The sequence below is a fragment of the Pseudomonas sp. S5F11 genome, assembly GCF_019641515.1.
GTDB classification, from domain to species: domain Bacteria; phylum Pseudomonadota; class Gammaproteobacteria; order Pseudomonadales; family Pseudomonadaceae; genus Aquipseudomonas; species Aquipseudomonas rhodesiae.
This window is the reverse complement of sequence record NZ_JAIFJZ010000001.1, coordinates 895,293-919,657: the sequence shown is the minus strand read 5'-3', so window position 1 is coordinate 919,657 and position 24,365 is coordinate 895,293. Positions and strand designations below refer to the sequence as shown.

Genomic DNA, 24,365 nt, shown 5'->3' with positions numbered 1-24,365 from the left:
CGGTCGTGGTGGCAATTTGCCGCCGCCCTGATAGACTCGAGGCATTCCTCCAGGATTGACCCCCGCCATGCCCAGCGTCGGAGGAAAAGGACTTCCGCTCGCCATACGCCTCTACAAAACCCGTGCCTTGGGATTGGCCTTGGGCGTGGTGTGCGTGGTTTTTGCCATGTCCCCCCTGGAGCCTCCGCCGTGGATATGGGCCTGGATGCTGATCAACGCGTTTGTCTGGCCCCATGTATCGTTTCAACTGACCAAACGCGCCAGCCAGACCCTTCACAGCGAGCGCCGCCATCTGCTGTTCGACTCGTTCTGCGGAGGCTTCTGGGTCGCCGCCATGCATTTCAATCCGCTGCCCAGTGTCACCGTGCTGTCGATGATGTCCATGAACAACGTATCCATTGGCGGGCCGCGCTTTGTGTTGGCCGGCTGGCTGGCGCAGGCGCTGGGTGTCGCCATCGGGTGGTGGTGGGTGGCGCCGGGTTTTATCGCCATGACCAGCCAGACCCAGCTATATGCCTGCCTGCCGATCCTGATGCTGTATCCATTGGCGCTCGGTTGGATCTGCTATCGCCAGGCCCAGAACCTGTCCCGCCACAAGCGCGAACTGTTGGCCCTGAGCCGTACTGACAGCTTGTCCGGGCTGCTCAACCACGGCGCGTGGAAAGATCAGTTGGAGAACGAGTTCCAGCGCTGTCGCGATGGACAGCAGGGCGCGGTGATTGCCTTGATCGACATCGATCACTTCAAACTCATCAATGACACCTACGGCCACGTGACCGGCGACATCGTGTTACGTCAGCTCAGCAAGGTACTGCGCCAGAACCTGCGCAGCACCGACCAAGCGGGGCGATATGGCGGCGATGAATTCTGCGTGATCTTGTCGGACATGCCGCTCAACCGCGCCACGCAAGCTATGGATACGCTGCGTGATCGCTTCAATGCGCTGACCTACGACCAAAACCCCACTCTGCGCGCCAGCCTGAGCATTGGCCTGGCGCCTTACCAACCGGGGCATGCCGATTCCATCAGTTGGCTCAACGACGCCGACCTGGCGTTGTACCAGGCCAAAAGCGGCGGGCGTAACCGCGTCAGCGCAGCGCAGGGGAGTTGGTTGCGGTCGGTTTAGTGGGGGTGAGAGTGGGGTGAAAAAGCAGCGCTACGCTGGCGCTCATTCCCTACGAATGAGCGCCGTAGGTTAACTCGAAACTTGAGCCTGTCGTTGTGGTGAGCAGGCTTGCCCTGCGTTGCGCTGCGTAGCAGCCCCAAACACAGACAGCACCGACACACCTGAAATACCCAACCGTCCGGGCCGGCCGCTGCGCGGCCCAGCGCGGGCAAGCTCGCTGACCACAGGGGCGGGGTAGTCGGCGAGGTGGTGGGTGTTCTTACCCTGTTGATGGGTCTTCTCGGCTGGCTTTTTGGAGGTCGCCTTTCCAAACGGCCCTGAGCGAGAACGTAAACGTCACGTAGAAAATCTCTGGAAATATCTAAGTTGTACCATTCCGCTCTCGGCCAAGAAGCTTCACGAAACAAACCATATGCAATCCCTCGCATTGTGTGATCAGGCGAGGGACTTTGCAGCGGTTTGCAGGGCGGGGGAGTAGAGCTTATCCGGCGGTTATGTGGGACGTTTCGACAATCTGGCACTGACCATAATCGGCATGCTCCATGCGATCTAAGTGGCGCCGATGGGCGGTGGGCCGTTGATCAAGGGGCTGGGCTGGTCGTCGGCTCCACCTATACCTGACGCAACAGCATGCGCCTGCGCCCGCAGCGCATTGTGTCCAGAGGCGTGACGCTGATGGCGCTGCGCGAGGTGTGGGCGCTGGTGATATATCAAGTATTTGGCTGGTCGGAGTTGGCGGTGCGCGCGCCTGCCTGTTGAACTGTCCTATACATAGGACAATCCAGGCCAGGTTTGCCGTCTAGTGCTTACGCTTCGCCGGTCTTATGGTGTACCCACTTTGGAGGTACATCATGAAAAAGTTAATCGGCATCTATACCAGTCCTCGCGGTCATTGGGTGGGGGATGGTTTTCCAGTGCGCACGCTGTTTTCCTACGACTCGCTAGGCAAACACATCAGCCCGTTCCTGCTGCTGGACCACGCCGGCCCGGCCGAATTCACGCCGACCGAACAGCGTCGCGGTGTCGGCCAGCACCCCCATCGCGGTTTTGAAACCGTAACCATCGTTTACGACGGCGAAGTCGAGCACCGTGATTCCACCGGCGCCGGCGGCACCATCGGCCCGGGCGACGTGCAATGGATGACGGCGGCCAAGGGTATCCTGCATGAGGAATTCCATTCCCCAGCCTTTGCCCGCCGTGGCGGCGCGCTGGAGATGGTGCAACTGTGGGTCAACCTGCCGGCCAAGGACAAAATGGCCGAGGCGGGCTATCAGACAATTGTCGACGCCGATATCCCGGTACTGCCCCTGGCCAACGACGCCGGACAGTTGCGCCTGATTGCCGGTGAATTCGCCGGTGCCAGCGGCCCGGCGCGCACTTTTACGCCTATTGATGTGTGGGATCTGCGCCTTAATCCGGGCAAACCGGTCACCCTGGACTTGCATGCAGGGCGTAATACCGCCCTGGTGATCCTGCGCGGCACGCTGCTGATCAATGGGCAGGAAATCGCGCGCCAAGGGCAATTGGCGCTGTTCGAACGCGATGGCCGCCAGGTGACATTGGAGTCCAACGACGACGCCAAGGTGTTGCTGCTCAGCGGCGAGCCGATTGATGAGCCCATCGTTGGGCATGGGCCGTTTGTGATGAATACCGAGCAGGAGATCCACCAAGCGTTTGCTGATTTCCAATCCGGCAAATTCGGGCGGATGTGAGCGCCCCAAATTTTGTGGTGAATAAACCGGCCTAGCGCGAGGCAAGCTCGCTCAGCACAGATGCGGTTTTTTGCGCGCTTTTTGTGGTGGGCAGGCTTGCCCTGCGCTGGGCTGCGTAGCAGCCCCATTCCATCCCGATACAATTTGTTTCCGACAATCTCATTTCATGCGATCTTCCCGTCATTCGCCCTGGAGTCGCCTGGATGCCCTCGTTTATCGCTGATCACCCGATGCTGTGCGCCTTGGCGCTGATCCTGATTGACATCGCCGTGTGGCGACTTATTTCCCCCAACCTGGACAACTGGAAGTTGGCGGCGCGGCTGCTGATTTTCGCGGTGTTCAGCGCCGTATTGTTTAACGACGGCATGAACCCCATGCAGTTGGCGCCTTATGCCGACAACACCGCGCTGCACCTGGCCGCCACGGCGTTGCAGATCGGCTGGTGGCTGTTCGCGGCGCGTACGCTCACGGTGTTGCTCGGCACCTTGATGATGCAGCGGGTCGGCCATACCGGGCGACTGTTGCAGGATTTGATGGGCGCGGTGATTTTCCTGATCGCGATCATCGCCGCCATGGCCTATGTGCTCGACCTGCCAGTCAAAGGCGTGCTCGCTACGTCCGGCGCGGTGGCGATCATTGTCGGCTTGGCGCTGCAAAGCACCTTGAGCGATGTATTTTCCGGAATCGTGCTCAACACCACCAAGCCTTACCAACTGGATGACTGGATCTCCATCGACGGCACCGAAGGCCGCGTCACCGATATCGACTGGCGCGCCACACGCCTGCAAACCTCCCAGGGCAGCATGGCGGTGATCCCCAATTCCCTGGCGGCCAAGGCTAAGATCATCAATTTTTCGCGTCCGGCGGATATGTTCGGTTTGGCCGTCAGCCTGCAAGTCAGCCCCCATGCGCGCCCGCAAACGGTGATCGAAGCGTTGGAGCGCGCCATGCAAGGCTGCCGGCCGTTGCTGGCCAAGCCGGCACCCAGCGTGGCATTCAAAACGTCCGCCAGTGGCGGGGTGGAGTATGAAATCAGCGGGTTCGTGCCGGCCATGCCACTCAAACGCGAAGTACGCAACCAACTGTATGACTTGGCATTCCGTCATCTGCAAGCGGCTGGGGTGAGTCTGTTGTCGGCCACCGAGAGCGCCACGCCGGTGGTGACCTCACGGGCACGGGCGCTGTTGGACAGTTCGACGATTTTCTCCACCTTGCGCCAGGAAGAGAAGGAAACCTTCAGCCAAAACATGACCCTGAGCACCTATCGCGCCGGCGAGATGATCCTGCCGGCGGGCGAGGTCAGCGATCATTTGTTTATCGTCGAATCCGGCGTGGTCTCGGTGATGCTCACCAAAGGCGGGCATAAGTTCGAAGCCGGGCGTATGGGCCCTGGCGAGGTAATCGGCGAGGCGGGCATCCTGTCCGACGAGGCGACCCTGGCGGATTTCACCGCCAAGACCTTCTGCACCCTGTACCGCATCGAGAAGGAATACCTGACGCCGTGCCTGGATGCGCGCCACGACATTGGCGACGCCATGAAAACCCTGCTGGATTTCCGCGTACACGCCGCCCAGGCTCTGACCCAGGAAGCCCCGGTGGTGCCAGTGAAGAAAGGCTTTTTGCAGTGGTTGCGCACGCGCGGCCTGTGATCGTCGCCAGGCATGACGCCGGCAATTTTGTGGCATGACGAGCCTTCCGCGAAGGCTCAGCCGCTTTGATAAGGAACGCATTACCCATGAATCAAACTACCCCCACAACTTACTCTTGGCCGGTGATCATCGGTGCAGCTATCGCACTGTCAGGAGCGGCCGTCACTGTCGCCACATTCTTCGGGCTTAGATTTGGCCCGGCCGATTCCTTTTATTCCCAAAAGGATCTGACAGCGCAGTACATCCCTCGGAAGGATCTGGCGGCGTCGTATCTGCCGCTTGCCAGCCTTGCCACGGATTACATAAAGAAGAGCGAGGTGGACACGCACTATTTACCCGTCGACCAAGTCAACCGGCTATACGTGCCGAAGGCCGATTATCAGCGCCTTGAGAAACAACTCGCGGATCTGAACGAGAAGGTCAGCGCCATCCCCACCCCGTTCAAGACACTCACCAAGACTATGACCCGCGCAGGTGTGTGGACCGATGAGCGCCTGGGTGTCAGCATAAAAATGGAGGGGTATTCGATCGGCTCTTACGCTGAGGTCGATTTCATGTTGGCTTTGCCGGACGCCGCCTTACACAAGGAAACCCTCGACAGTCGAGAGAATTCACCAGTCTGGACCTTTATGAAGAACAACCGCGAATTTACCCTGTCGGTTGCCAACATCGTGCCAACCACCTTCGTCATCAAGGAGGTTGGCGCGCCGCGGTAAAGGCTTTTTACTGCAGGTTCACGAACAGCCCGCCATCCAGCAGATCAAAACGCTCGGCCGGCAACTGCGCATCCGCATCATGGGTGACACCAGTGATCAAGCGATCCAATTGCTTGAGCAAGGCCGGTTGACTCGTCGCAAGTCGCTGCCGGTGGACCTGACTGTGCGTCTGGCGCCGTTTGGCGTACTGATGCGCAAAGGTGATTCCGTCAGCCGAGAACTGGGGTTATTTATCGGCTTGCTGCGGCAAAAGGCATCGATGCGCTGAATGTAATGTTGAAAAGATCGTGGTAGTACGGCGCGATATTAAATAGAATGAATCTCATTTGAGACTCACTCGCGCTGCGCAGGTTGTTTGCCATGAATGATGCTGTTGTCCCTACGCAAGCCGCTGAACTGACGCTGTCGAGCTTGTATCGCGATCATCGCAGTTGGTTGGAAAACTGGCTGCGGCGGCGCTTGGGCAATGCCTGGGATGCGGCGGACTTGAGCCAGGATACGTTCCTGCGGGTATTGGCCAGTGCCCAGCCCATTGCGCAGATGCAGGAACCGCGTGCTTATCTTGTGACGGTGGGCAAGCGTTTGCTGGTGAATTTCCATCAGCGCCGCAGCCTGGAACAGGCCTATCTGAATGCCTTGGCCACCTTGCCCGAAGCCTGTGTGCCGTCGCCAGAGCAGCGTTGGCTGCTGCTGGAAACCCTGCAAGCCCTGGATGAGTTGCTCGACGGCTTGCCGGTGCTGGTGCGTCGCGCGTTTCTTTGGAGCCAGCTGGAAGGCCTGGGGTATCGCGAGATTGCCGAGCGGCTTGAGGTGTCTGAGCGCACGGTCAAGCGTTACATGGCCCAGGCGTATGAGCATTGCCTGCTGGTGGACCTATGAGTCGCGACGTCGCGCGCGCGGCGGCGCAGTGGTTGGCGTTGCTGGAGTCCGGCGCGGCCACTGAGCGCGATCACGTCGCGTTGCAGCACTGGCGCGACAGCCATCCTCAGCATGAGCAGACCTGGCAAAAAGCCCAGACCTTGCGCCAGCGCTTCAACGGTTTGCCCCAGGCGCTGGCGATGGCCAGTCTGGATCGCCCGCAACCGGGGCGGCGCGCGGTGCTCAAGCGTGCGCTGGGGGTGGCGGCGCTGGTGCCGACTGCCTGGCTGATCAGCCGTCAGCTGCCGCTCGAAACCTGGCGCGCAGACCTGCATACCGCCACCGGCGAGCGCAAACACCTGTCGTTGGCCGATGGCGCCAACTTGCAGCTCAACACTGCCACAGCGGTGGACATGGACCTGGCGCAGCGGCAAATCACTCTGGTCGACGGTGAACTGGCGCTTGATGTGCCAGGCCCCTCGGCGATCACCGTAAACACGCGTTATGGCCAACTGCGGGTCGGCCAGGCCCAGGTGTGCGTTCGGCAACTGGCGGCCGGTTGCCGCGTCTCGGTGCTCAAGGGGGCGGTGCAGGTACGTGACCTGAACGGGCAATTGGCGACGTTGCAAGGCGGCCAGCAAGCGCCCTTGCAAGCCACTGGGCTCGGCGCCTGGGTGCCGTTCGACGTGCTGCAATTGGGCTGGCGCGACGGAGTACTGACCGCGCAGAACCAGGCGCTGGGGGATTTTTTGCGGGAACTGGAACGCTACCGTCCTGGCGTGCTGCGCTGGGACCCGAGCCTGGAAGCGCTGCGGGTCACCGGCAGCTTTCGGTTGGAGGACACCGATCGCATCCTCAACCTGCTGGCCTCGACGTTAGGGTTGGAGGTACATGCCCGCACCCGTTATTGGGTGACACTCACCCCAGGTCGGCGCCTCAGCTGAGAGCCGCCCCGGCTCAGTCGGTTAACGCTCGCGCAACGCCCGCTCCATGCGCTGCAAGCCTTCCTCCAACATCGCCCGCGGGCAACCGAAGTTCAGGCGCACGAATTGCTGGCTGTCGTCGCCGAACTCGATCCCCGCGCTCAAGCCGACCTTGGCCTGTTCCAGAAAGAACTGCTGCGGATCGTCCAGCCCCAATGCCGTGCAATCGAGCCAGGCCAGGAACGTGCCTTGGGGCGCATGCATCACCACGCCGGGCAATCGGGTTTGCACGGCATTGAGCAGGTAATCACGGTTGGCTTGCAGGTACTTGACCAGCGCGTCGAGCCACTCGCCGCATTGGCTGTAGGCGGCACGGGTGGCCTCCAGGCCCAGTGGGCTGACGCTGTCGACCATACCGCAGCGCGCGTTGTTGAAACGCTCGCGGATCTCGGCGTTCTGGATCACCGCAAAGCAGGTCTTCAGGCCCGCCACGTTGTAGGCCTTGCTCGCCGACATCAGGGTGATGGTGCGCTGGGCGATCTGCGGGCTGAGGCTGGCGGTGGGGATATGGCGGCGGCCATCGAAGCACAGTTCGGCATGGATTTCGTCGCTGATGATCAGCGCGCCGTTGTCCAGGCAGGCGTTGGCCACGGCCAGCAGTTCTTCGCGGGGGAATACTTTGCCGATGGGATTGTGCGGGTTGCTCAGCAGCAGCGCGCCGGCGCCGTTCAGTGCCTGATGCATGGCGGGCAGAGGTGTCAGGTATTCACCATTGATGAACTCAAACGGCACTTCGATGCGCGGCAGGTTCCAGTGCCCCGGCGCCAAGCGAATCGGCCGGTAGTTGGGGGTTTGCAGCACCACCGCTTGGCCGGGTTGCACAAAGGCATGCAGCGCCATATTGAAGCCAGGTTCGACGCCGGGCAGGAACAGCAGTTCTTCGGGCAGCACACGCCAGGCGTACTTGGCCCACAAATCGTCGACGATGGCTTGGCGCACCTGCGGGCCGGCCACGCTGTAGCCGAGGATCTGCTGGTCGAGACGCTCGCGCAGGGCTTGCAGCACCGCCGGCGGCGCGGCGATGTCCATGTCGGCGATCCACATCGGCAACACGTCTGCCGGGTAACGGCTCCACTTGGTGCTACCGGTGCCGAGGCGGGAGTGGATCGTGTCGAAATCAAAGCTCATGGGCGGCTCGTCTCAAAGGGCAGGGGGGGGCTGATTCTAACGGGATAAATGCCAGATGCCAGTAGCGGTGCTGACAGGTCCTGAATACAGGCATATTGATGGCTTCGTCCCGTGACCGACAAGTTCTGTAATAAAAACGCCACCGCGCTGGGGCTTGGATCTGAGTCGGGCTATTTTGGTGCATCTCAACAACCCGAGTAGCCATGGATGAAATACCAACCTTTGAGCCGCACATTGATTGCCACTGCCCTGATGTTGACGGTCAGCGGCGTGCACGCAGCGTCCCAGGCCCCGGTGGCCGGGGAAAACGGCATGGTGGTCACGGCCCAGCATTTGGCCACCCACGTGGGCGTTGACGTGCTTAAAGCCGGAGGCAACGCAGTGGACGCGGCGGTAGCCGTGGGCTACGCGCTGGCGGTGGTTTACCCGGCGGCAGGCAACTTGGGCGGCGGCGGTTTCATGACCGTGCAGTTGGCGGACGGCCGCAAGACCTTCCTCGATTTCCGCGAAAAAGCCCCGCTGGCCGCCACTGCGGATATGTACCTGGACAAGGACGGCAACGTCGTCGAAGGCCTCAGCGCCAAAGGCCATTTGGCGGTCGGCGTGCCCGGTACGGTATCCGGCATGGAGTTGGCACTGAGCAAATACGGAACCCTCAAGCGCGCCCAGGTGATTGCTCCGGCAATCAAGCTGGCGGAAAACGGCTTCGCCCTGGAGCAGGGCGATATCGACCTGTTGCACACCGCCACCGGCGAGTTCGAAAAAGACAAGGACATGCGCGGCATCTTCCTGCACAACGGCCAGCCGCTGCAGGTCGGCCAGAAATTGGTGCAGAAAGACCTGGCCAAAACCCTCAAGGAAATTTCCGCCAAGGGCAGTGACGGCTTCTATAAAGGCTGGGTTGCCAAGGCATTGGTGGATTCCAGCCAGGCTGGCAAGGGCATCATCACCCAGGCCGACCTGGACAAGTACAAGACCCGCGAGCTGGCGCCCATCGAATGCGACTATCGCGGCTACCATGTGGTCTCGGCGCCGCCACCCAGCTCCGGTGGCGTGGTGATCTGCCAGATCATGAACATCCTCGAAGGCTACCCGATGGCCGATCTGGGCTATCACTCGGCCCAAGGCCTGCACTACCAGATCGAAGCGATGCGTCACGCTTACGTGGACCGCAACAGCTACCTGGGCGATCCGGATTTCGTACAAAACCCTATCGACCACCTGCTGGACAAGGAATACGCAGCTAAGCTGCGCGCGGCCATCGAGCCGCAAAAGGCCGGCGACTCCCAGGCGATCAAGCCTGGCGTGGCGCCCCATGAGGGCAACAACACCACTCACTATTCGATCGTCGACAAGTGGGGCAATGCGGTATCCGTGACCTACACCCTCAACGACTGGTTCGGTGCCGGCGTGATGGCGAGCAAGACCGGGGTCATCCTCAATGACGAAATGGACGACTTCACCGTCAAGGTCGGCGTGCCGAACATGTACGGCCTGGTGCAAGGCGAAGCCAACGCCATCGCACCCGGCAAGGCGCCGCTGTCATCCATGAGCCCCACCATCGTGACCAAGGACGGCAAGGCCGTGATGGTGGTGGGCACGCCGGGCGGCAGCCGCATCATCACCGCGACGTTGCTGACGATCCTTAACGTGATCGACTACAAGATGAACATTCAGGAAGCGGTGGACGCGCCGCGTTTCCATCAGCAGTGGATGCCAGAGACCACCAACCTGGAAACCTTTGCGGTGAGTCCGGATACCCAGAAGATTCTGGAGAGCTGGGGCCATAAGTTCGCCGGGCCGCAGGACGCCAACCATCTGGCCGCGATCCTGGTAGGGGCGCCGTCGCTGGGCGGCAAACCGGTGGGCAACAACCGCTTCTACGGGGCCAATGACCCACGTCGTAATACCGGGTTGTCCTTGGGCTACTGATCCACGCCCAGCCTCTGTCGGCGCGTTCGCGGTTACAGAGGCTGGGTGAGCAGTTTTCCCACCGCCGCGAACGCCGCTTGCCGGCGTTCCTCCCAATCGCCTCCGATCACCACTTTTGACTGTCGGTGCTGTTGCAGCCAGTCCAGGCCCGCCCGGAAAAACGCTTGGCGGTCGGCCAAGTGCGGCTGGCAGCGCTGGCCGTCGGCGGTCCATTCCACATCGTCGGGCGACAGCAGCAGATGCAGGTCGTAGTGACGGGCCAGCAGCTCATCTTCAAGCCAGGCAGGACAGTCGCCGAACAGGGTCTGGCTCCATAGCCGGTTGGTCAGCAGGTGGGTGTCGAGGATCAGCAGGTCGGGCTGCTCGGCGCGGGCGGCGTCTTCCCAGGCCAGTTGGCCGCGGGCGATGGCCGGGATGTCCGTCAGGCAGGTGTCGCGTTGGTGATGATCAATGAAATACCGCACGTATTCGCCGACCATCAAGCCGCCGAACTGCGCCTGCAACTGCGCCGCCAGCCAGCTTTTACCGCTGGATTCCGGGCCGGCCAAAACCACCACTTTCATGTGCGCAACGCCGGGTCGGCGCACCACTCGCGCCAGCCTTGCACGGCAATCACAGTGAACAGCGCATAGAGTGCGGCGGTGAGGTACAAACCTTTGTAGAGGAACAGCCCGACGAAAATCACATCCACAGCGATCCACAACGGCCAGCATTGCACGCGTTTCTGCGCCATCCATACCTGCGCCACCAGGCTGAAACCGGTGAGCGCGGCGTCTAGCCAGGGTTGCGCGGCGTCGGTCCAGTGTGCCATCGCCGCACCCAACAGCAGGCTGCCGAGCGCACCCAGTGCCAGGCTGGCGCTGATGGCCGGCACGCCCAGGCGGGTGACCTGGCGCCCTTGCTTGATCTCGCCGGCGCGAGTCCATTGCCACCAGCCATACACTTGCAGGGCGGCGTAGACCACTTGCAGCAGCATGTCGGAATACAGTTTCACGTCGTAGAACACCCAGGTATAGAGCAGCACCATCACCAGGCCGATGGGCCAGCACCAGGGGTTCTGCTTGACCGTCAGCCAGACAGCGATCACCCCCAACGCGGCGGCGAACAGTTCAAGCCCGGACATGGTGGTTCCTTGGGAGAGTGGAAGAGGGCGGGGATTGTACCCAGAGGTGTGCAATCTACAAAACACACAGAGGCCGCCGGGGAGGGAACCAGCCCCTCCCACAGCGGGGTAGCGCTAGACCTTGAACTGACGCAGCAAGCCTTCCAATTGTTCGCTCAAGCTGCGCAGTTGGGTGCTGGCCAGGCTCGATTGTTCCGCCGCCAACGCGGTGCTGTGGGACAGGCCGGCCGCCTGGGTGACGTTCTGGTTGATGTCTTCCACCACATGGGACTGTTGCAGGGTGGCGCTGGCAATCGAGGCGTTGAGGCCATTGAGATTGCGCAGGGCCTGGCCGATCGCGTTCAGGCTTTCGCCGGCCAGACCGGCTTGCTCGATGGTCGCTTGGGATGCAGTGTGGCTGTCGCTGATAACCTTGACTGCCGCTTCGGAGTGACCTTGCAGGCGCTCGATCATCACTTGGATTTCGGCGGTGGATTTCTGTGTGCGCTGGGCCAGCAGGCGCACCTCGTCGGCCACCACGGCGAAGCCCCGGCCTTGTTCGCCGGCCCGTGCGGCTTCAATCGCAGCGTTGAGCGCCAGCAGGTTGGTCTGGTCTGCGATAGAGCGGATCACCTCCAGCACGCCGCCGATCTGGGTGCTTTCGCTGGACAGGGTACGGATAACGTCCACCGCCTGGCTGATGGTGGTGGAAAGCTGATCGATCCGTTGCAGGCTGCCGTCGATATTGACCTGGCCTTGCTGGGCCTGGGCCTGGGCGTCGCGCATTTCGCTGGCGGCGTGTTCGGCGTTCTTGGCCACGTCCTGCACGCCATAGGTGACTTCATTGATGGCGGTGGCCACCAGTTCCATTTGCTGCGATTGCTGCTGGCTGCGGTCGTGGGCCTGGCTGGCGTTATTGCCCAACTCCTGAGAGGACTGGCCCAGGGCGTTGGCACACACCTGCAGTTGGCTGACCACCTGGCGCAACTTGGCGGTAAAACTGTTGAAATGCCGGGACAGCTGGGTGACTTCATCGCGCCCGTGGGTATCGAGGCTGCGGGTCAGGTCGCTTTCGCCGCTGGCGATATTGCCCATGGCGTTTACCGCGGCTTGCAACGGCTGCACGATGCTGCGGGCGATCAACGTTACCAGCAGGGCCATGACCAACGCGATCACCAGGCCGATCACCGAGGCTTTCCACACCTGGCCGTTGAACTCGGCCTGGACGTCGTCCACATACACGCCAGAGCCGATAATCCAGCCCCAGGGTTCGAACAATTGGATATACGAGGTCTTGGCCACCGGGGCTTCGGCGCCAGGCTTGGGCCAGCGGTAGTTAACGATGCCGGCACCTTTGGCCTTAGCCAGGACCACGAATTCGTTGAAAATGGCGAAACCGTCGGGGTCGCGGATGGCCGAGAGGTTTTGGCCATCTAGCTTGGGGTTTGCCGGGTGCATGACCATTACAGGGGTGAGGTCGTTGATCCAGAAGTAGTCGTCATGGTCGTAGCGCAGCCCACGCACGGCGCTGAGGGCCTGTTTCTGCGCGGCTTCGCGAGTCATGACACCGGTGGTTTCCAGGCCGTGGTAGAACGTCAGAATGCCGCTGGCGGTCTGTACTACATGCTGGGTTTGTAGACGTTTGGCTTGGTAAAGGTCGTCATGAATCTGCTTGAGCATCAGCAAACCCAAAGCCAACAGCATCAGCACGGCGACTATCAGAATCAGCCACAGCCGCCGGCTGATCGACATATTGCGCAAACTGTTCATCGTCCTGTCACTCCGGGCTTTTTATAATTGTGGCGTTTGATCGACTTTTACGCCTTGTCTGATAGGCTTTCGGCCTGAAATCGAAAAACCTGAGTACTGCCTGATTTTTCACAGAATTTTTGCAGATCGGCATTGACCATAGTCAACGCCGGGCCTTCAGCGCGCTCGTCGTCAGTGAACTATTAAAAGACTAACCAGGCATGCGCCAAGCATGACCTTTGGGGGAAGCATGGATTTTTGGACCGCCATACAGGCACTCATCTTGGGCGTCGTCGAGGGGCTCACCGAGTTCCTGCCGATATCCAGCACCGGGCACCAAATCATCGTGGCCGATTTGCTGGATTTCAGCGGCGACCGTTTCAACGCGTTCAATATCATTATTCAACTGGGCGCCATTCTTGCGGTGGTGTGGGAGTTTCGCGGCAAGATCTTCCAGGTGGTCACTGGTTTGCCCACCCAGCCCAAGGCGCGGCGGTTTACGGCCAATCTGCTGATTGCCTTCTTGCCGGCGGTGGTGCTGGGGGTGATTTTTGCCGACGCGATTCATCACTATTTGTTCAACCCGATCACCGTGGCCGCGGCGCTGGTGGTGGGCGGTGTGATCATGCTGTGGGCCGAGCGCCGCCAGCATCAGGTGCATGCCGAAACGGTCGATGACATCACCTGGAAGGATGCACTGAAGGTGGGCTTCGCCCAGTGCCTGGCGATGATTCCCGGCACCTCGCGCTCTGGCGCCACTATCATCGGCGGCCTGTTGTTCGGTCTGTCGCGCAAGACCGCTACCGAGTTTTCATTCTTCCTGGCCATGCCGACCATGGTGGGCGCGGCGGTGTACTCGGGCTACAAGTACCGCGACCTGTTCCAGCCGGCGGACCTGCCGGTGTTCGCCATCGGCTTCGTCACCTCGTTCATTTTCGCCATGATTGCGGTCAAGGGCCTGCTCAAGTTCATTGCCAGCCACAGCTACGCAGTGTTTGCCTGGTATCGGATCGCCTTCGGCCTGTTGATCCTGGCGACCTGGCAGTTCGGCTGGATCGACTGGGTGGCCGCCAAGGCATGACGATCCAACATCCACGCCTCAAGGCCCTGATTTTCGTGCTGTTGTGCGCGGCACCGCTGCTGGGGTCGGGCTTGCTGTGGTATCGCGGCGACACCGTGCTGCCGCTGGCGGCCTATGCCGTGGTCAGCGTGGTGGCGTTTTTCTTGTACTGGAACGACAAACGCAAGGCCCGCACCGATAGCTGGCGCACCCCGGAAAACGTCCTGCATGCGGTCGAGCTGGCGGGCGGTTGGCCGGGGGCGTTGATTGCCCAGCAGGTGTTCCGGCACAAGACGCGCAAGGTGTCGTATCAGGTGCTGTTCTGGGTGATCGTGCTGTTGCACCAGGTGTTCTGGCTTGACCAGATGTTCCTGGGCGGCACGCTGGGTTCAATCCTCTAGCTTCAACCCGATCTGCGTGCGCTTGGGCAACTTGCTCACCACCAATTGGTGGGAACGTTGCAACAAGCCGCGCAGCTCATCGGCGCCCAGCGGGTAGGGCGTGTTCATGATGACCCAGTGGGCGCGCGCCAGGTACGGCGCGGGGCGAATGCCAGGGCGGTCGACATGCCCGAGAAACAGGTCCGGGTCCACCTTGAAGGCCAGCGAGTCGCCGCGCAGGTTCTGCAGGGCGAACATCTTGTTACCGGCAATCGAAAACACCCGTACGCCACCCCATTTGTAATCTTCCCGCGCGCCGGGCAGGCCCAGGCAGAAGCGTGCGACTTGCGCTTCGGTCATGCTCATAGCAGACGATCTCCACAGCTTTTGAAGCCTTCTTCCAGGTAGTCGATCCATGCGCGAATCGCCGGCAGCACGCCACGGCGATGCGGGTAAACCGCCTGCAGCCAGCCGCCCGGCAATGACCACTCCGGCAGCAGTTGCACCAGCCGGCCACTGGCCAATTCCTCTTCGCAGTACATCATCGGCAATACAGTAAAGCCCAAGCCCATGATCGCGCAGGCCTTGCGCACGATGAAGTCATCAATGCCCAGGCGCGCCTCCATCACCAGATCATGCGCATGGCCCTGGGGATCGAGCAGGCGTTGATGCACCATGCGGTCGGCCTCCAGTGCTCCGAGGATCGGCAGTTGCTTGAGGTCGTCGAGGCTGGCGATCGAGCGCCCTTGCAGGAAATTCGGGCTCGCCACCAGCACCGTCTGCGCCGGGCGCAGGCGCTTGGTTACCAGCAACGGGTCTTCATCGCCCAGCTCGCGCACGCGCAAGGCCACGTCGATGCCTTCGGCCACCAGGTCGACGCGGCGGTTGACCAGGGTCATTTCCAACTGCACTTGGGGATGGGCGGCGAGAAAACCCGCGACCAGGTCGGGCAGGATGTTCTGCGCCAACCCCACCGGGCAACTGACCCGCAGACGCCCACGGGGTTCGCTGGACATGCTGGCCACGGCCTCATCGGCCATCTCCGCTTCCAACAGCATGGCCTGGCAGTGGCGCAAATAGCGTTCGCCCACGGCGGTGAGGGTCAGTTGCCGCGTGGTGCGTTGCAACAGGCGCGCGCCGAGGCGCTCCTCCAGCTCGGCGATGCGCCGTGACAGGCGCGACTTGGGAATGCCCAGCTGCCGCCCGGCTGCGGCAAAGCCGCCGGCTTCGACGACTTTGGCGAAGTAATAGAGGTCGTTGAGATCTTGCATGCTGGGCCTATTGTCCTGTCAGTGGGACAAACTATCGCATTTCAGCTGTCTTATCGACTATTGGTTTCATGGGTAGCCTTAGCACCATCTGATCGACATTCCCTGATCTTCTTTGGAGCTTTGCCATGAAACTGTTGCATATCGATTCCAGCATCCTCGGTGACAACTCGGCTTCCCGCGCCCTCAGCGCCGCAGTGGTCAAAGCATGGCAAGCCGCTGAGCCAGGCGTGCAAGTGACTTACCGCGACCTGGCCAGCGAAGGTATCAACCATTTCTCCGGCGCCACCCTGGGAGCCTTGGGCACCGCCGCCGAACTGCGCGATGCCACGCAAAAGCATGAGGCCGAACTGAGCGCTTCGTCCCTGGCGGAATTCCTTGCCGCCGACGCGCTGGTGATCGGCGCGCCAATGTATAACTTCACCATCCCGACTCAATTGAAAGCCTGGATCGACCGCATCGCGGTAGCCGGTCAGACCTTCCGCTACACCGAAGCGGGCCCTGAGGGCCTGTGCGGCAACAAGAAAGTCATCATCGTGTCCACCGCCGGCGGCCTGCATGCCGGGCAAGCGTCGGGCGCGGCGCACGAAGGCTATTTGACCTTGCTGTTTGGTTTCCTGGGTATCACTGACATCGAATTCGTGCGCGCCGAGGGCTTGGCCTACGGTGACGAAATGCGCAGCAAGGCCCTGAGCGACGCCAACGTACTGATCAACGAACAATTGTTCGCCGCCGCGTAAGGCTTGTGTAAATTTCGCCTCGCCCCGGTTTCAATCCGAAACCGGGCGCCTAAACTCTGTATTCTGCTGGCCTGAACGCGAGCGGAGTACGGAGTTTTTTCGTGTGTGCGCTGTCCTTTTAATGTGGCCCAGGTTGTGCAAGCGTGGGGTCAGTACTCCGGACTTTTAATCGATATGTCGGTTCTCACGCAGCAAAGGTGGACAGCCCCATGATGCGTCTTTGTGCTGTGATGGTTCTTTCCCTGCTCGGCAGCCTGATTTCAGTGCACGCTGCCCCCGCACCGCACCCTCATTGGAGCGTGGGTTTTCATCGCATGAGTTTTCTCGACCCGCTGGATCTTCAGCCGATGAAGGCTATCGCGTTCTACCCCTCCACCGGTCTTGAGCACAGTACCCAGGTGGGCGCGTACCACATCGCTGCCACCGAAGACGCCAAAATCGCCATCGGGCGTTTCCCGATGCTGATGCTGTCCCACGGCAACACCGGCACGCCGCTGGCTCTGCATGACCTGGCCACGTCCCTGGCGCGCAAAGGGTTTGTGGTGGTGGCGGTGCTTCACCCCGGCGACAACTACAAAGATCACAGCCGCCTGGGCACCGTAAGCAACCTGTATGGTCGGCCGATCCAGATTTCCGAGGCGATCACCGCCACACTGGGCGATCCGATGCTGTCGCCGTTCGTGGATGTCGACCAGATCGGTGTGATCGGTTATTCGGCGGGCGGCGAGACCGCACTGATTCTGGCCGGCGCTAAACCGGATTTCGATCGCCTGCGCCGCTATTGCCAGGAGCGTCCTGAAGACCGCGACGCCTGCACCACCAAAGGTGAGCTGGTGGTGGATCGCGACGATCTGCAGCCCCAGGCCGATCCACGTATTCACGCGTTGATGCTAATGGCGCCCCTGAGCCTGATGTTCGGCCGTCACACCTTGGCGGATGTGCATGTGCCAGTGCTGCTCTACAGCGGCGACGGCGACAAACTGGTCGCGGTGGACAAGAACGCCGCGGCCCTGGCGCGCAAACTGCCGGAACCGCCGGACTTCAAACTGCTGGCCGGGGCAGGGCACTTCGTGTTTATGGCGCCGTGCGACAGCGACCAGTTGGCGGCAATGCCGGCGGTGTGCACCGACGCCGATGGGGTGGACCGTGAAGGCATTCACCGCGACCTGGTTTCCGAGGCCGGGCGCTTTTTCAGTCACACCCTCGGCGAGCCCAGCCGCGCAGGCTTACAGACCGCAGATCAATAAGCGCGGCGCTTGAGCAGCACGGTCAGGCCCAGTGCCGCGACCGACAGCAGCGCCGCGCACAGGAAGATCCAGCCGTAACCCAGGTTCAACGCGACAAAACCCATCAGCGGTCCGGCAATCGCCAGGGCCAGGTCGAAGAACACCGCATACGCACTCAAACCCGCGCCGCGACTGCTGTTGGGCACTTGTTTGATCGCCTCCACACCCAGCGCCGGGTAGACCAGCGACAAGCCGAAACCGGTCAGCCCAGCACCGATCAGCGCTACTGTGGTGCTGGGCGCCAGCCACAGCAGGGTCAGCCCGAGGGTCTCAATGCTCATGCAGGCAATCGCCGCGCGAAAGCCGCCAAACCGGCTGATGGCGGAGATAAACACCAGCCGCGCCAGGATAAAGCACACCCCAAACACCGTCAGGCAATACGCCGCGCCGGCCCAGCCACGATTGAGGTAGTACAGGGTGATAAACGTGGTGAGGGTGCCATAGCCGATGGACGCCAGGCACAAGCTGGTGCCAAACGGCGCAATGCGCCCGAACACCGCCCAAAAGGGCAGGCGCTCCCCGCGCACCACTGGCACCGACGGTTTGTTGCGGATCAGCACCAACCCCAGCGCCGCCAACACCGCCAGTGCCAGGCCGAGAATGTTGTAGCCATAGTCGGCCACCATCACCACCCCCAAGGGGGCGCCGATGGCGATGGCGCCGTAGGAGGCGATGCCGTTCCAGGAGATCGAGCGCGCGGTGTGTTCGGCGCCGACCGCGCCCATGCACCAGCTGATGGTGCCCACGCCGATCAGCCCCTGGGCCACTCCCAGCAGCAACCGCGCGAGAATCAGAACCCCGAGGCTCAAGTTGGGCATGCTCTGCAAAAGCGTCGCAAAGAACGTCAGCACGCCACTGATGAGGATGCCCGTCAGCCCCAGCACTATGGCGCGCTTGGTGCCCACGGTATCCGACATGCGCCCGGCCATGGGCCGACTGAGCAGGGTCGCCAGGTACTGCGAACCGATGGTCACCCCGGCCACCACCGCGCTGAAACCCAGTTGCTCATGCACAAAGCCTGGAATCACCGCGATCGGCAGGCCGATGCAGATAAACGCGATAAAGGTATAGAAGACGATGGAGACGATCTGCAGGGTGATCGACAAGGACGAGGGCGCGGCGGCAGGCATGGGGACTCGTTCGCGGGCGGGCGGTGCGCCCATCATGGCAAGGGCTTGAGGGAAAAGGAAGCAGGCTAACTACTTTGGCTGAGAAACCGGCCTACTGTGGCGAGCGGGCTCGCCCCGCGTTGGGCTGCGCAGCAGCCCTAATAAAAAACACCGCATTCTGTCAGGCAGAACGCGGTGTTCGTTTTCGGGGCCGCTGCGCAGCCCAACGCGGGGCAAGCCCGCTCGCCACAACGAGCCTGTTCCCCACAGTTTCAGATCGCTACTGTTAGAACACCACGCCTTGGCTGCGCAGGTAGTCATCATAGGTGCCGCTGAAGTCGATCACGCCGTTGGCGCTCAACTCGATGATGCGAGTGGCCAGGGACGACACGAACTCACGGTCGTGACTGACGAAAATCAGCGTGCCCGGATAGTTCTCCAGCGCCAGGTTCAGCGCCTCGATGGATTCCATGTCCAAGTGGTTGGTCGGTTCGTCCATGATCAGCACGTTCGGCTTTTGCAGGATCAGCTTGCCGAACAGCATGCGGCCTTGCTCACCGCCGGAGATCACTTTGACCGACTTCTGGATTTCATCGTTGGAGAACAGCATGCGACCCAGGGTGCCACGGATCATCTGCTCGCCTTGGGTCCACTGACCCATCCAGTCAAACAGCGTGACGTCGTCTTCGAAGTCGTGAGCGTGGTCCTGGGCGTAGTAGCCCAATTCTGCGGCGTCGGTCCACTTGATGCTGCCGGCATCCGGCGTCAGTTCGTTGACCAGGGTGCGCAGCAGGGTGGTCTTACCGATACCGTTCGGGCCGATGATCGCCACGCGCTCGCCGGCTTCGATCTGGAAGCTGAAGTCCTTGAACAATGGCTTGCCGTCGAAACCTTTGGCCATGTGCTCGACGATGACTGCCTGACGGTGCAGCTTTTTGGTCTGTTCGAAACGGATGAACGGGCTCACACGGCTCGAAGGCTTGACTTCGGCCAGTTGGATCTTGTCGATCGCCTTGGCGCGGGAGGTGGCCTGCTTGGCTTTCGAGGCGTTCGCCGAGAAACGGCTGACGAAGGATTGCAGTTCGGAGATCTGCGCTTTCTTCTTGGCGTTGTCCGACAGCAGTTGCTCGCGGGACTGGGTCGCCACGGTCATGTACTCGTCGTAGTTGCCCGGGAACAGGCGCAGCTCGCCGTAGTCCAGGTCAGCCATGTGGGTGCACACGCTGTTCAGGAAGTGACGGTCGTGAGAGATGATGATCATCAGGCTGGAGCGCTGGGTCAGGATGTTTTCCAGCCAGCGGATAGTGTTGATGTCCAGGTGGTTGGTCGGTTCGTCGAGCAGCAGCACTTCAGGATCGGAGAACAATGCCTGGGCCAGCAGCACGCGCAGTTTCCAGCCAGGGGACACTTCGCTCATCGGGCCGAAATGCTGCTCCAGGGGAATACCCAGGCCCAGCAGCAGCTCACCGGCGCGGGATTCGGCGGTGTAGCCGTCCATCTCGGCGAATTCGGTTTCCAGCTCGGCCACGGCCATGCCGTCTTCTTCGCTCATTTCAGGCAGCGAGTAGATACGGTCGCGTTCGGCCTTGACCTTCCACAGCTCCTCGTGGCCCATGATCACGGTGTCGAGCACGGTGAATTCTTCGTAGGCGAACTGGTCCTGGCGCAATTTACCCAAACGTACGTTCGGCTCCAGCATGACCTGGCCACCGGACGGGTCGAGATCGCCGCCGAGGATTTTCATGAAGGTCGACTTGCCGCACCCGTTCGCACCGATCAGACCATAACGGTTGCCGGCGCCGAACTTGACCGAGACGTTCTCAAAGAGCGGCTTGGCGCCGAACTGCATGGTGATGTTAGCTGTGGAGATCAATTACTTTACCTATCAATGGGTTGCGCGCGTGGCAGCGGATGCCACCAGGCATGCGTCAACAGCGACATCAAGGCGCGAAACCCGGTCGCTGAGCAGAAAATGGGGGATGTGTGTTGGAATTTGGCGCGCATTGTCGCATATGTCAGGCGACAGTTGTATGGCGCTCGAACGATGGTTTTTCCAGAGTCTCGGGCATCGCCAGCCATAACAGCGCCAGCGCGACGGCCGCCACGCCCGCCAGGGTCAGAAACGCTGCGTTGTAGCCGGCCTGTTGCACGACGAAACCGGCCAGGCTATTGCTTAGCGCCGCGCCCAGGCCAAATACCGTAGACAGCGCGCCCAGGCTCACATTGAAGCGTCCAGTGCCTTGCGTGAGATCTTTGACGATAACCGGGAACAGCGCACCGAAAATCCCCGCGCCAATACCGTCGAGCATTTGCACCGCCACCAGCCAATAGGGGTCGTTGGACAGGGTATACAGCACACCGCGCAGCGGCAGGATCAGAAAACCCAGGATCAACAACGGTTTGCGTCCCCATACATCGGCCTTGCTACCTACCAGCCAGGCCATCGGCACCATCACCACCTGCGCGGCGACGATACAGGCCGAGGTCAGCGGTGTGGCCATGTGCAGATTGATCTGTGAGAGCTTCTGGCTGACCAGTGGCAGCATCGCGGCATTGGCCAGGTGGAACAGGGCGCAGCAAATTGCGAACAGCAGCAGCGGCCGATTGCTCAGCAACACCTTGATACCGGACGGCTGCTCGTGATCGTGGTGATGGGCGGGGTCGAAGCCACGGGCGACCTCATGATCGATGGCCGCAGCCGACACGCAACTGACCGCGACGATACTGGCCAGCGCCATAAACGCCATAAGGTAGAACACCACCACTGGCCCGAACAGGTAAGCCAGGCCCCCGGCCAACAGCGCGGCCACGGCGTTGCCGGCATGATTAAAGGTTTCGTTGCGCCCGGTACGGCCGGTGAAGGCGCGGGGGCCGGTGATTCCCAAGGTAATCGCCGAGATCGCTGGTGCAAATACCGAGGCCGCGACCGCGCTGGCAGCCTGAGTCAACGCCACCAGGCTGAACGAACTGACGAAGGGCAATAGCACGCAACTGCCGGTCACCAACAGCGCGGCCACGGCGATTACCGCGCGCTTGCTGCGGGTGCGATCGATCAGCGCCCCCGCCGGGCCTTGAGTGAGCAGGGCGGCGATGCCGGCGAGGGTCATCACCACACCGATGCTGGCCGGGTCCCATTTGTGCACCGCCAGCAGATAAATCGCCAGGTAGGGACCAAGGCCGTCACGCACATCCGCGAGGAAGAAGTTCAGGCTGTCCAGGCTCAGGGTATTACGCAAGTCGGAATGATCAGCCACGGCAGTTTCTTCGGGAGGGGGCACTCAACGACTGAGGGCTCATTGCGTTAATGACCTGCGGCCCCGGCGATTAGTTTCGCGTTGAACAGGGACGATGCCGCTGCTTCAAAGGGCAGGCTAAGGGATTCACTGGCGTTGGCAGGTTTTACCCTATAGACCATCCAACCACGCCACGTTAAGAATGGCGCCGCACGAAGGTACGCATGGTCTGTCCAGGCCCGGTCTTGAACACGGTGGGCCTGGGCATATGTTCGTCGGCTGCAATAAACACAAAGGTGTCTCCTTCCAGGCGATAGCTGGCAGGCAACGCCTTGCCGGCATCCTCACCGATGGAGTCGATCCAGGTAATGCTCTTGGGCTCGGTGCGACTGTCCAGGAAAAACCGGCCAGCCAGCAAAACATTGCCCTCGGTGGTCCTCACTTCAAAACCGTTGCCGGCAATCGTGGTAATGGCACCTGGCGCGGTGTGTGCGTCGACAGGGTCAAGCACACCGTTGTCTTCCAGCGAGATTTGTTCCCAGGCCCCTTGCAGGGCGTGAAGATCCGGGTCAGCGGCAGATTGCATCGATAAGTCCTTTTAAGTGAGGTACTAGAAGAGGGTGCTGGTATGTAGGACGTTCCGCGCTCAAGACGCGCAGCAAAGAATTTTTCTCGCGATAGCAGCTATTTAACGTTCTTTTGACTACTCTTGTGACAACAATGTGGCAGTTGGCTGTATCGGTTGAGCGAATGTTCATTTAGTTGAAACGGAAATGAAATTATATAGCGCGGGATTTTTCCCCAAACTGAGTGGTCAGATCGCCATTGGTGGGCCTGTTCTCCAGGTTTCAGGGCGTTGTCCCTGATGCGCTGCCGGGTTATCCGGAACTTCGGTGATGGCTTTTTAGTGTCAATTTTAAGGTGGCTTGCATTTTGAATCGAACTTCCCCGCTTAACGCGTCTCCCTCTTCTGACGAAATTGACCTGTTTGAACTGTTTCACTCGATTTGGCGGCAAAAAAAGCTGGTAGTGGGTTGCACGATTCTGGCGGGTGTATTGGGAGCAGGGTATGCATTTCTGGCGCCCAAGACCTATGAAGTGAGCAGCGTACTGCGCCCGGCGGCCATCAACGAGCTGGATGCACTCAACCGCTCCGAAGTATATAAGCTGCCACCGGCCGATGCGTTGTCCAAGGTGGGGGCTCAACTGGACTCTTACGAGGCGCGGCTGGGGTTCTTCAAATCTCATGAACAACTGTTCGCGGCGTTCCAAAAGCCGGGGCAAAGCCTTGAGCAGAGTTTTGAAGACTTCAACCGCAACTCGGTCAACCTGATTCTGCCGGACCCGAAAAAATCTGACTCGTTAAGCAGTTACATCCGCCTGGAACTCCAATACCCGGCCGACATCGACGGCGTAGCGATCCTCAACGGTTTCGTGGACTACGCCATCGCCGCTGAGCGTGATCAGGTGGGCGCTGACCTCAAAGTGATCGTCAATAACCGCCTCAACGAACTCAAAGGCAAGATTGACGCGGCGCGCGCCAATTACGAAACCGATAAAGAGTCCAAGATTGCCAAGCTGCTGGAAGCCGACCGGCTCAAGCGCGCGCAATTGCAGGATGAGCTCAGTGCTTTACGCCTGCAGATGAAAATGGAGCGCACCAACCGCCTGGCCGAACTGGCCGAGGCGATTGCCATCGCTAAATCGATGGGCATTCGTACCCCGACCACGCCTTCCTCCATGGCCGATGCCGGCCGAGGTGGCTCAGGCCAGGTAATGCGCACCGAGGTCAACAACCAGAAAATTCCGCTGTATTTCCTCGGCACCGAAGCCCTTGAGGCCGAACGCGTGGCCTTGCAGCAACGCACCAGTGACGACTTCACCAACCCACGGGTGGCCGAGATCGGTAAAGAGCTGCAGATGCTGGAAGCGAACCGCGAAGTCGAAGTGCTGCGCAAGCGTGGCAACGAGGATATCTTCCTACAGGATGTAGAGCCGCTGCGTGCGGAAGTCGCGCGGTTGCGCGGGCTGAATATCGATATGAGCAATCTCAAACTGGTTACCATCGACCGTCGCGCCCAGGAACCGCTGGCGCCGATCAAGCCGAAAAAGGCCCTGGTGATTGCCTTGAGCCTGGTAGGCGGCCTGGTACTGGGCTTGCTGATTGCGCTGTTCCGGCACTTTATGTTGGCACCGCGCCCTGCGGTGGCTTACTCGGCGCTGGACGATGGCCGCTTCGCCCGTCGTGAGCGCAAAGACGACGAACTGCCGCTGTAACGCCCACCCGCAAGGGCTTGTCCTACGGCAAGCCCGCCCCCTCAAAACCCGTCACTC

22 protein-coding genes and 2 pseudogenes are annotated in these 24,365 nt (G+C 61.0%); 13 read left to right on the top strand and 11 right to left on the bottom strand.

The features are described from left to right. Window positions 1-67: 67 nt before the first annotated feature. The 7 genes and pseudogenes from K1567_RS04040 (at window position 68) to K1567_RS04010 (ending at window position 7,005) form a co-directional block, all read left to right on the top strand. Window positions 68-1,126, top strand: coding sequence for a diguanylate cyclase (locus tag K1567_RS04040; protein ID WP_220698160.1), 1,059 nt, complete (start codon window positions 68-70; stop codon window positions 1,124-1,126). A gap of 851 nt (window positions 1,127-1,977) precedes the next feature. Beyond that, window positions 1,978-2,838 (top strand): pirin family protein, encoded by an 861-nt coding sequence (locus tag K1567_RS04035; RefSeq protein ID WP_034097405.1) that lies wholly within the window; start codon window positions 1,978-1,980, stop codon window positions 2,836-2,838. Window positions 2,839-3,041: 203 nt separating this feature from the next. Then, window positions 3,042-4,487 carry a mechanosensitive ion channel family protein gene (locus tag K1567_RS04030; protein WP_034097406.1) on the top strand — a complete coding sequence of 482 codons (1,446 nt, stop codon included), beginning with the start codon at window positions 3,042-3,044 and terminating at the stop codon, window positions 4,485-4,487. A gap of 86 nt (window positions 4,488-4,573) precedes the next feature. Beyond that, the gene (locus K1567_RS04025; RefSeq protein ID WP_034097409.1) at window positions 4,574-5,203 is read left to right on the top strand and encodes a hypothetical protein; all 630 of its coding nucleotides are present in this window, start codon (window positions 4,574-4,576) and stop codon (window positions 5,201-5,203) included. A 31-nt stretch (window positions 5,204-5,234) separates the two neighbouring features. Next, a pseudogene (locus K1567_RS27880) lies at window positions 5,235-5,471 on the top strand (hypothetical protein); the annotation flags it as partial. Between the two features lie 92 nt (window positions 5,472-5,563). Then, the gene (locus K1567_RS04015; RefSeq protein ID WP_034097412.1) at window positions 5,564-6,082 is read left to right on the top strand and encodes a sigma-70 family RNA polymerase sigma factor; all 519 of its coding nucleotides are present in this window, start codon (window positions 5,564-5,566) and stop codon (window positions 6,080-6,082) included. Then, window positions 6,079-7,005: a FecR domain-containing protein gene (locus K1567_RS04010; RefSeq protein WP_169867875.1), complete on the top strand. Its 927-nt coding sequence runs from the start codon at window positions 6,079-6,081 to the stop codon at window positions 7,003-7,005. The genes K1567_RS04015 and K1567_RS04010 overlap by 4 nt, the downstream gene beginning before the upstream one ends. A 21-nt stretch (window positions 7,006-7,026) precedes the next feature. On the opposite strand, the gene K1567_RS04005 is transcribed toward K1567_RS04010, so the two are convergent. Beyond that, a complete protein-coding gene (locus K1567_RS04005; protein WP_034097416.1) occupies window positions 7,027-8,172 on the bottom strand; it encodes a MalY/PatB family protein in 1,146 nt (381 codons plus the stop codon). A gap of 207 nt (window positions 8,173-8,379) precedes the next feature. Here K1567_RS04005 and ggt point away from each other — a divergent pair, with 207 nt between their 5' ends. Continuing rightward, complete coding sequence (ggt, locus tag K1567_RS04000; protein WP_169867873.1) at window positions 8,380-10,104, top strand: gamma-glutamyltransferase; 1,725 nt, start codon at window positions 8,380-8,382, stop codon at window positions 10,102-10,104. Between the two features lie 32 nt (window positions 10,105-10,136). Here ggt and K1567_RS03995 read toward each other — a convergent pair whose 3' ends face one another. The 4 genes and pseudogenes from K1567_RS03995 to K1567_RS27870 form a co-directional block, all read right to left on the bottom strand. Further along, complete coding sequence (locus tag K1567_RS03995; RefSeq protein WP_047882436.1) at window positions 10,137-10,667, bottom strand: AAA family ATPase; 531 nt, start codon at window positions 10,665-10,667, stop codon at window positions 10,137-10,139. Continuing rightward, entirely contained in the window at window positions 10,664-11,227 is a 564-nt protein-coding gene (pnuC, locus tag K1567_RS03990) for a nicotinamide riboside transporter PnuC (RefSeq protein ID WP_047882435.1), read from the bottom strand. Before pnuC ends, K1567_RS03995 begins: the two co-directional genes overlap by 4 nt. Before the next feature lie 114 nt (window positions 11,228-11,341). Next, complete coding sequence (locus K1567_RS27875; RefSeq protein ID WP_371264001.1) at window positions 11,342-12,076, bottom strand: methyl-accepting chemotaxis protein; 735 nt, start codon at window positions 12,074-12,076, stop codon at window positions 11,342-11,344. Between the two features lie 120 nt (window positions 12,077-12,196). Next, window positions 12,197-12,886, bottom strand: a pseudogene (locus K1567_RS27870) (cache domain-containing protein); the annotation flags it as partial. A 319-nt stretch (window positions 12,887-13,205) separates the two neighbouring features. Here K1567_RS27870 and K1567_RS03980 point away from each other — a divergent pair. Both K1567_RS03980 and K1567_RS03975 read left to right on the top strand, forming a co-directional pair. Beyond that, window positions 13,206-14,036: an undecaprenyl-diphosphate phosphatase gene (locus tag K1567_RS03980; RefSeq protein WP_034097425.1), complete on the top strand. Its 831-nt coding sequence runs from the start codon at window positions 13,206-13,208 to the stop codon at window positions 14,034-14,036. Next, on the top strand, window positions 14,033-14,416 hold the full coding sequence (locus K1567_RS03975; protein WP_169867872.1) for a DUF1294 domain-containing protein: 384 nt from the start codon (window positions 14,033-14,035) through the stop codon (window positions 14,414-14,416). The genes K1567_RS03980 and K1567_RS03975 overlap by 4 nt, the downstream gene beginning before the upstream one ends. Here K1567_RS03975 and K1567_RS03970 read toward each other — a convergent pair. After that, window positions 14,405-14,761, bottom strand: a complete 357-nt coding sequence (locus K1567_RS03970) for an MmcQ/YjbR family DNA-binding protein (protein ID WP_034097430.1) — start codon at window positions 14,759-14,761, stop codon at window positions 14,405-14,407. The two genes, K1567_RS03975 and K1567_RS03970, sit on opposite strands and share 12 nt — an antisense overlap. Then, window positions 14,758-15,666 (bottom strand): LysR substrate-binding domain-containing protein, encoded by a 909-nt coding sequence (locus tag K1567_RS03965; protein ID WP_169867871.1) that lies wholly within the window; start codon window positions 15,664-15,666, stop codon window positions 14,758-14,760. Before K1567_RS03965 ends, K1567_RS03970 begins: the two co-directional genes overlap by 4 nt. A 125-nt stretch (window positions 15,667-15,791) precedes the next feature. Here K1567_RS03965 and K1567_RS03960 point away from each other — a divergent pair, with 125 nt between their 5' ends. Together K1567_RS03960 and K1567_RS03955 are read left to right on the top strand one after the other, a co-directional pair. Next, window positions 15,792-16,403, top strand: a complete 612-nt coding sequence (locus tag K1567_RS03960) for an FMN-dependent NADH-azoreductase (RefSeq protein WP_034097432.1) — start codon at window positions 15,792-15,794, stop codon at window positions 16,401-16,403. 209 nt (window positions 16,404-16,612) lie between these two features. Continuing rightward, on the top strand, window positions 16,613-17,650 hold the full coding sequence (locus K1567_RS03955) for a dienelactone hydrolase (RefSeq protein ID WP_034097433.1): 1,038 nt from the start codon (window positions 16,613-16,615) through the stop codon (window positions 17,648-17,650). Here K1567_RS03955 and K1567_RS03950 read toward each other — a convergent pair. The 4 genes from K1567_RS03950 to K1567_RS03935 all read right to left on the bottom strand — a co-directional run bounded on the left by K1567_RS03950 (window position 17,644) and on the right by K1567_RS03935 (window position 22,617). Continuing rightward, window positions 17,644-18,819: an MFS transporter gene (locus K1567_RS03950; RefSeq protein WP_169867870.1), complete on the bottom strand. Its 1,176-nt coding sequence runs from the start codon at window positions 18,817-18,819 to the stop codon at window positions 17,644-17,646. The two genes, K1567_RS03955 and K1567_RS03950, sit on opposite strands and share 7 nt — an antisense overlap. Before the next feature lie 265 nt (window positions 18,820-19,084). Further along, window positions 19,085-20,671 (bottom strand): ABC-F family ATPase, encoded by a 1,587-nt coding sequence (locus K1567_RS03945; RefSeq protein WP_080758731.1) that lies wholly within the window; start codon window positions 20,669-20,671, stop codon window positions 19,085-19,087. Window positions 20,672-20,813: 142 nt separating this feature from the next. Continuing rightward, window positions 20,814-22,052: an MFS transporter gene (locus tag K1567_RS03940; protein WP_169867869.1), complete on the bottom strand. Its 1,239-nt coding sequence runs from the start codon at window positions 22,050-22,052 to the stop codon at window positions 20,814-20,816. A gap of 175 nt (window positions 22,053-22,227) precedes the next feature. Then, complete coding sequence (locus tag K1567_RS03935; RefSeq protein WP_034138198.1) at window positions 22,228-22,617, bottom strand: TIGR03067 domain-containing protein; 390 nt, start codon at window positions 22,615-22,617, stop codon at window positions 22,228-22,230. A gap of 347 nt (window positions 22,618-22,964) precedes the next feature. Here K1567_RS03935 and K1567_RS03930 point away from each other — a divergent pair, with 347 nt between their 5' ends. Then, on the top strand, window positions 22,965-24,308 hold the full coding sequence (locus K1567_RS03930) for a Wzz/FepE/Etk N-terminal domain-containing protein (RefSeq protein ID WP_034097575.1): 1,344 nt from the start codon (window positions 22,965-22,967) through the stop codon (window positions 24,306-24,308). The last annotated feature ends 57 nt before the right edge of the window (window positions 24,309-24,365 follow it).

Excerpts from the sequence above, each read along its gene's own strand:
- K1567_RS03955 (WP_034097433.1), top strand. The coding sequence starts at position 16,613 with ATGATGCGTCTTTGTGCTGTGATGGTTCTTTCCCTGCTCGGCAGCCTG.
- K1567_RS04040 (WP_220698160.1), top strand. The coding sequence starts at position 68 with ATGCCCAGCGTCGGAGGAAAAGGACTTCCGCTCGCCATACGCCTCTAC.
- ggt (WP_169867873.1), top strand. The coding sequence starts at position 8,380 with ATGAAATACCAACCTTTGAGCCGCACATTGATTGCCACTGCCCTGATG.
- K1567_RS03980 (WP_034097425.1), top strand. The coding sequence starts at position 13,206 with ATGGATTTTTGGACCGCCATACAGGCACTCATCTTGGGCGTCGTCGAG.
- K1567_RS27875 (WP_371264001.1), bottom strand. The coding sequence starts at position 12,076 with ATGGAACTGGTGGCCACCGCCATCAATGAAGTCACCTATGGCGTGCAG.
- K1567_RS03995 (WP_047882436.1), bottom strand. The coding sequence starts at position 10,667 with ATGAAAGTGGTGGTTTTGGCCGGCCCGGAATCCAGCGGTAAAAGCTGG.
- K1567_RS04030 (WP_034097406.1), top strand. The coding sequence starts at position 3,042 with ATGCCCTCGTTTATCGCTGATCACCCGATGCTGTGCGCCTTGGCGCTG.
- K1567_RS03960 (WP_034097432.1), top strand. The coding sequence starts at position 15,792 with ATGAAACTGTTGCATATCGATTCCAGCATCCTCGGTGACAACTCGGCT.
- K1567_RS03970 (WP_034097430.1), bottom strand. The coding sequence starts at position 14,761 with ATGAGCATGACCGAAGCGCAAGTCGCACGCTTCTGCCTGGGCCTGCCC.
- K1567_RS03950 (WP_169867870.1), bottom strand. The coding sequence starts at position 18,819 with ATGCCTGCCGCCGCGCCCTCGTCCTTGTCGATCACCCTGCAGATCGTC.
- K1567_RS03965 (WP_169867871.1), bottom strand. The coding sequence starts at position 15,666 with ATGCAAGATCTCAACGACCTCTATTACTTCGCCAAAGTCGTCGAAGCC.
- K1567_RS03975 (WP_169867872.1), top strand. The coding sequence starts at position 14,033 with ATGACGATCCAACATCCACGCCTCAAGGCCCTGATTTTCGTGCTGTTG.
- K1567_RS04010 (WP_169867875.1), top strand. The coding sequence starts at position 6,079 with ATGAGTCGCGACGTCGCGCGCGCGGCGGCGCAGTGGTTGGCGTTGCTG.
- K1567_RS04025 (WP_034097409.1), top strand. The coding sequence starts at position 4,574 with ATGAATCAAACTACCCCCACAACTTACTCTTGGCCGGTGATCATCGGT.
- K1567_RS04005 (WP_034097416.1), bottom strand. The coding sequence starts at position 8,172 with ATGAGCTTTGATTTCGACACGATCCACTCCCGCCTCGGCACCGGTAGC.
- K1567_RS03935 (WP_034138198.1), bottom strand. The coding sequence starts at position 22,617 with ATGCAATCTGCCGCTGACCCGGATCTTCACGCCCTGCAAGGGGCCTGG.
- pnuC (WP_047882435.1), bottom strand. The coding sequence starts at position 11,227 with ATGTCCGGGCTTGAACTGTTCGCCGCCGCGTTGGGGGTGATCGCTGTC.
- K1567_RS04015 (WP_034097412.1), top strand. The coding sequence starts at position 5,564 with ATGAATGATGCTGTTGTCCCTACGCAAGCCGCTGAACTGACGCTGTCG.
- K1567_RS04035 (WP_034097405.1), top strand. The coding sequence starts at position 1,978 with ATGAAAAAGTTAATCGGCATCTATACCAGTCCTCGCGGTCATTGGGTG.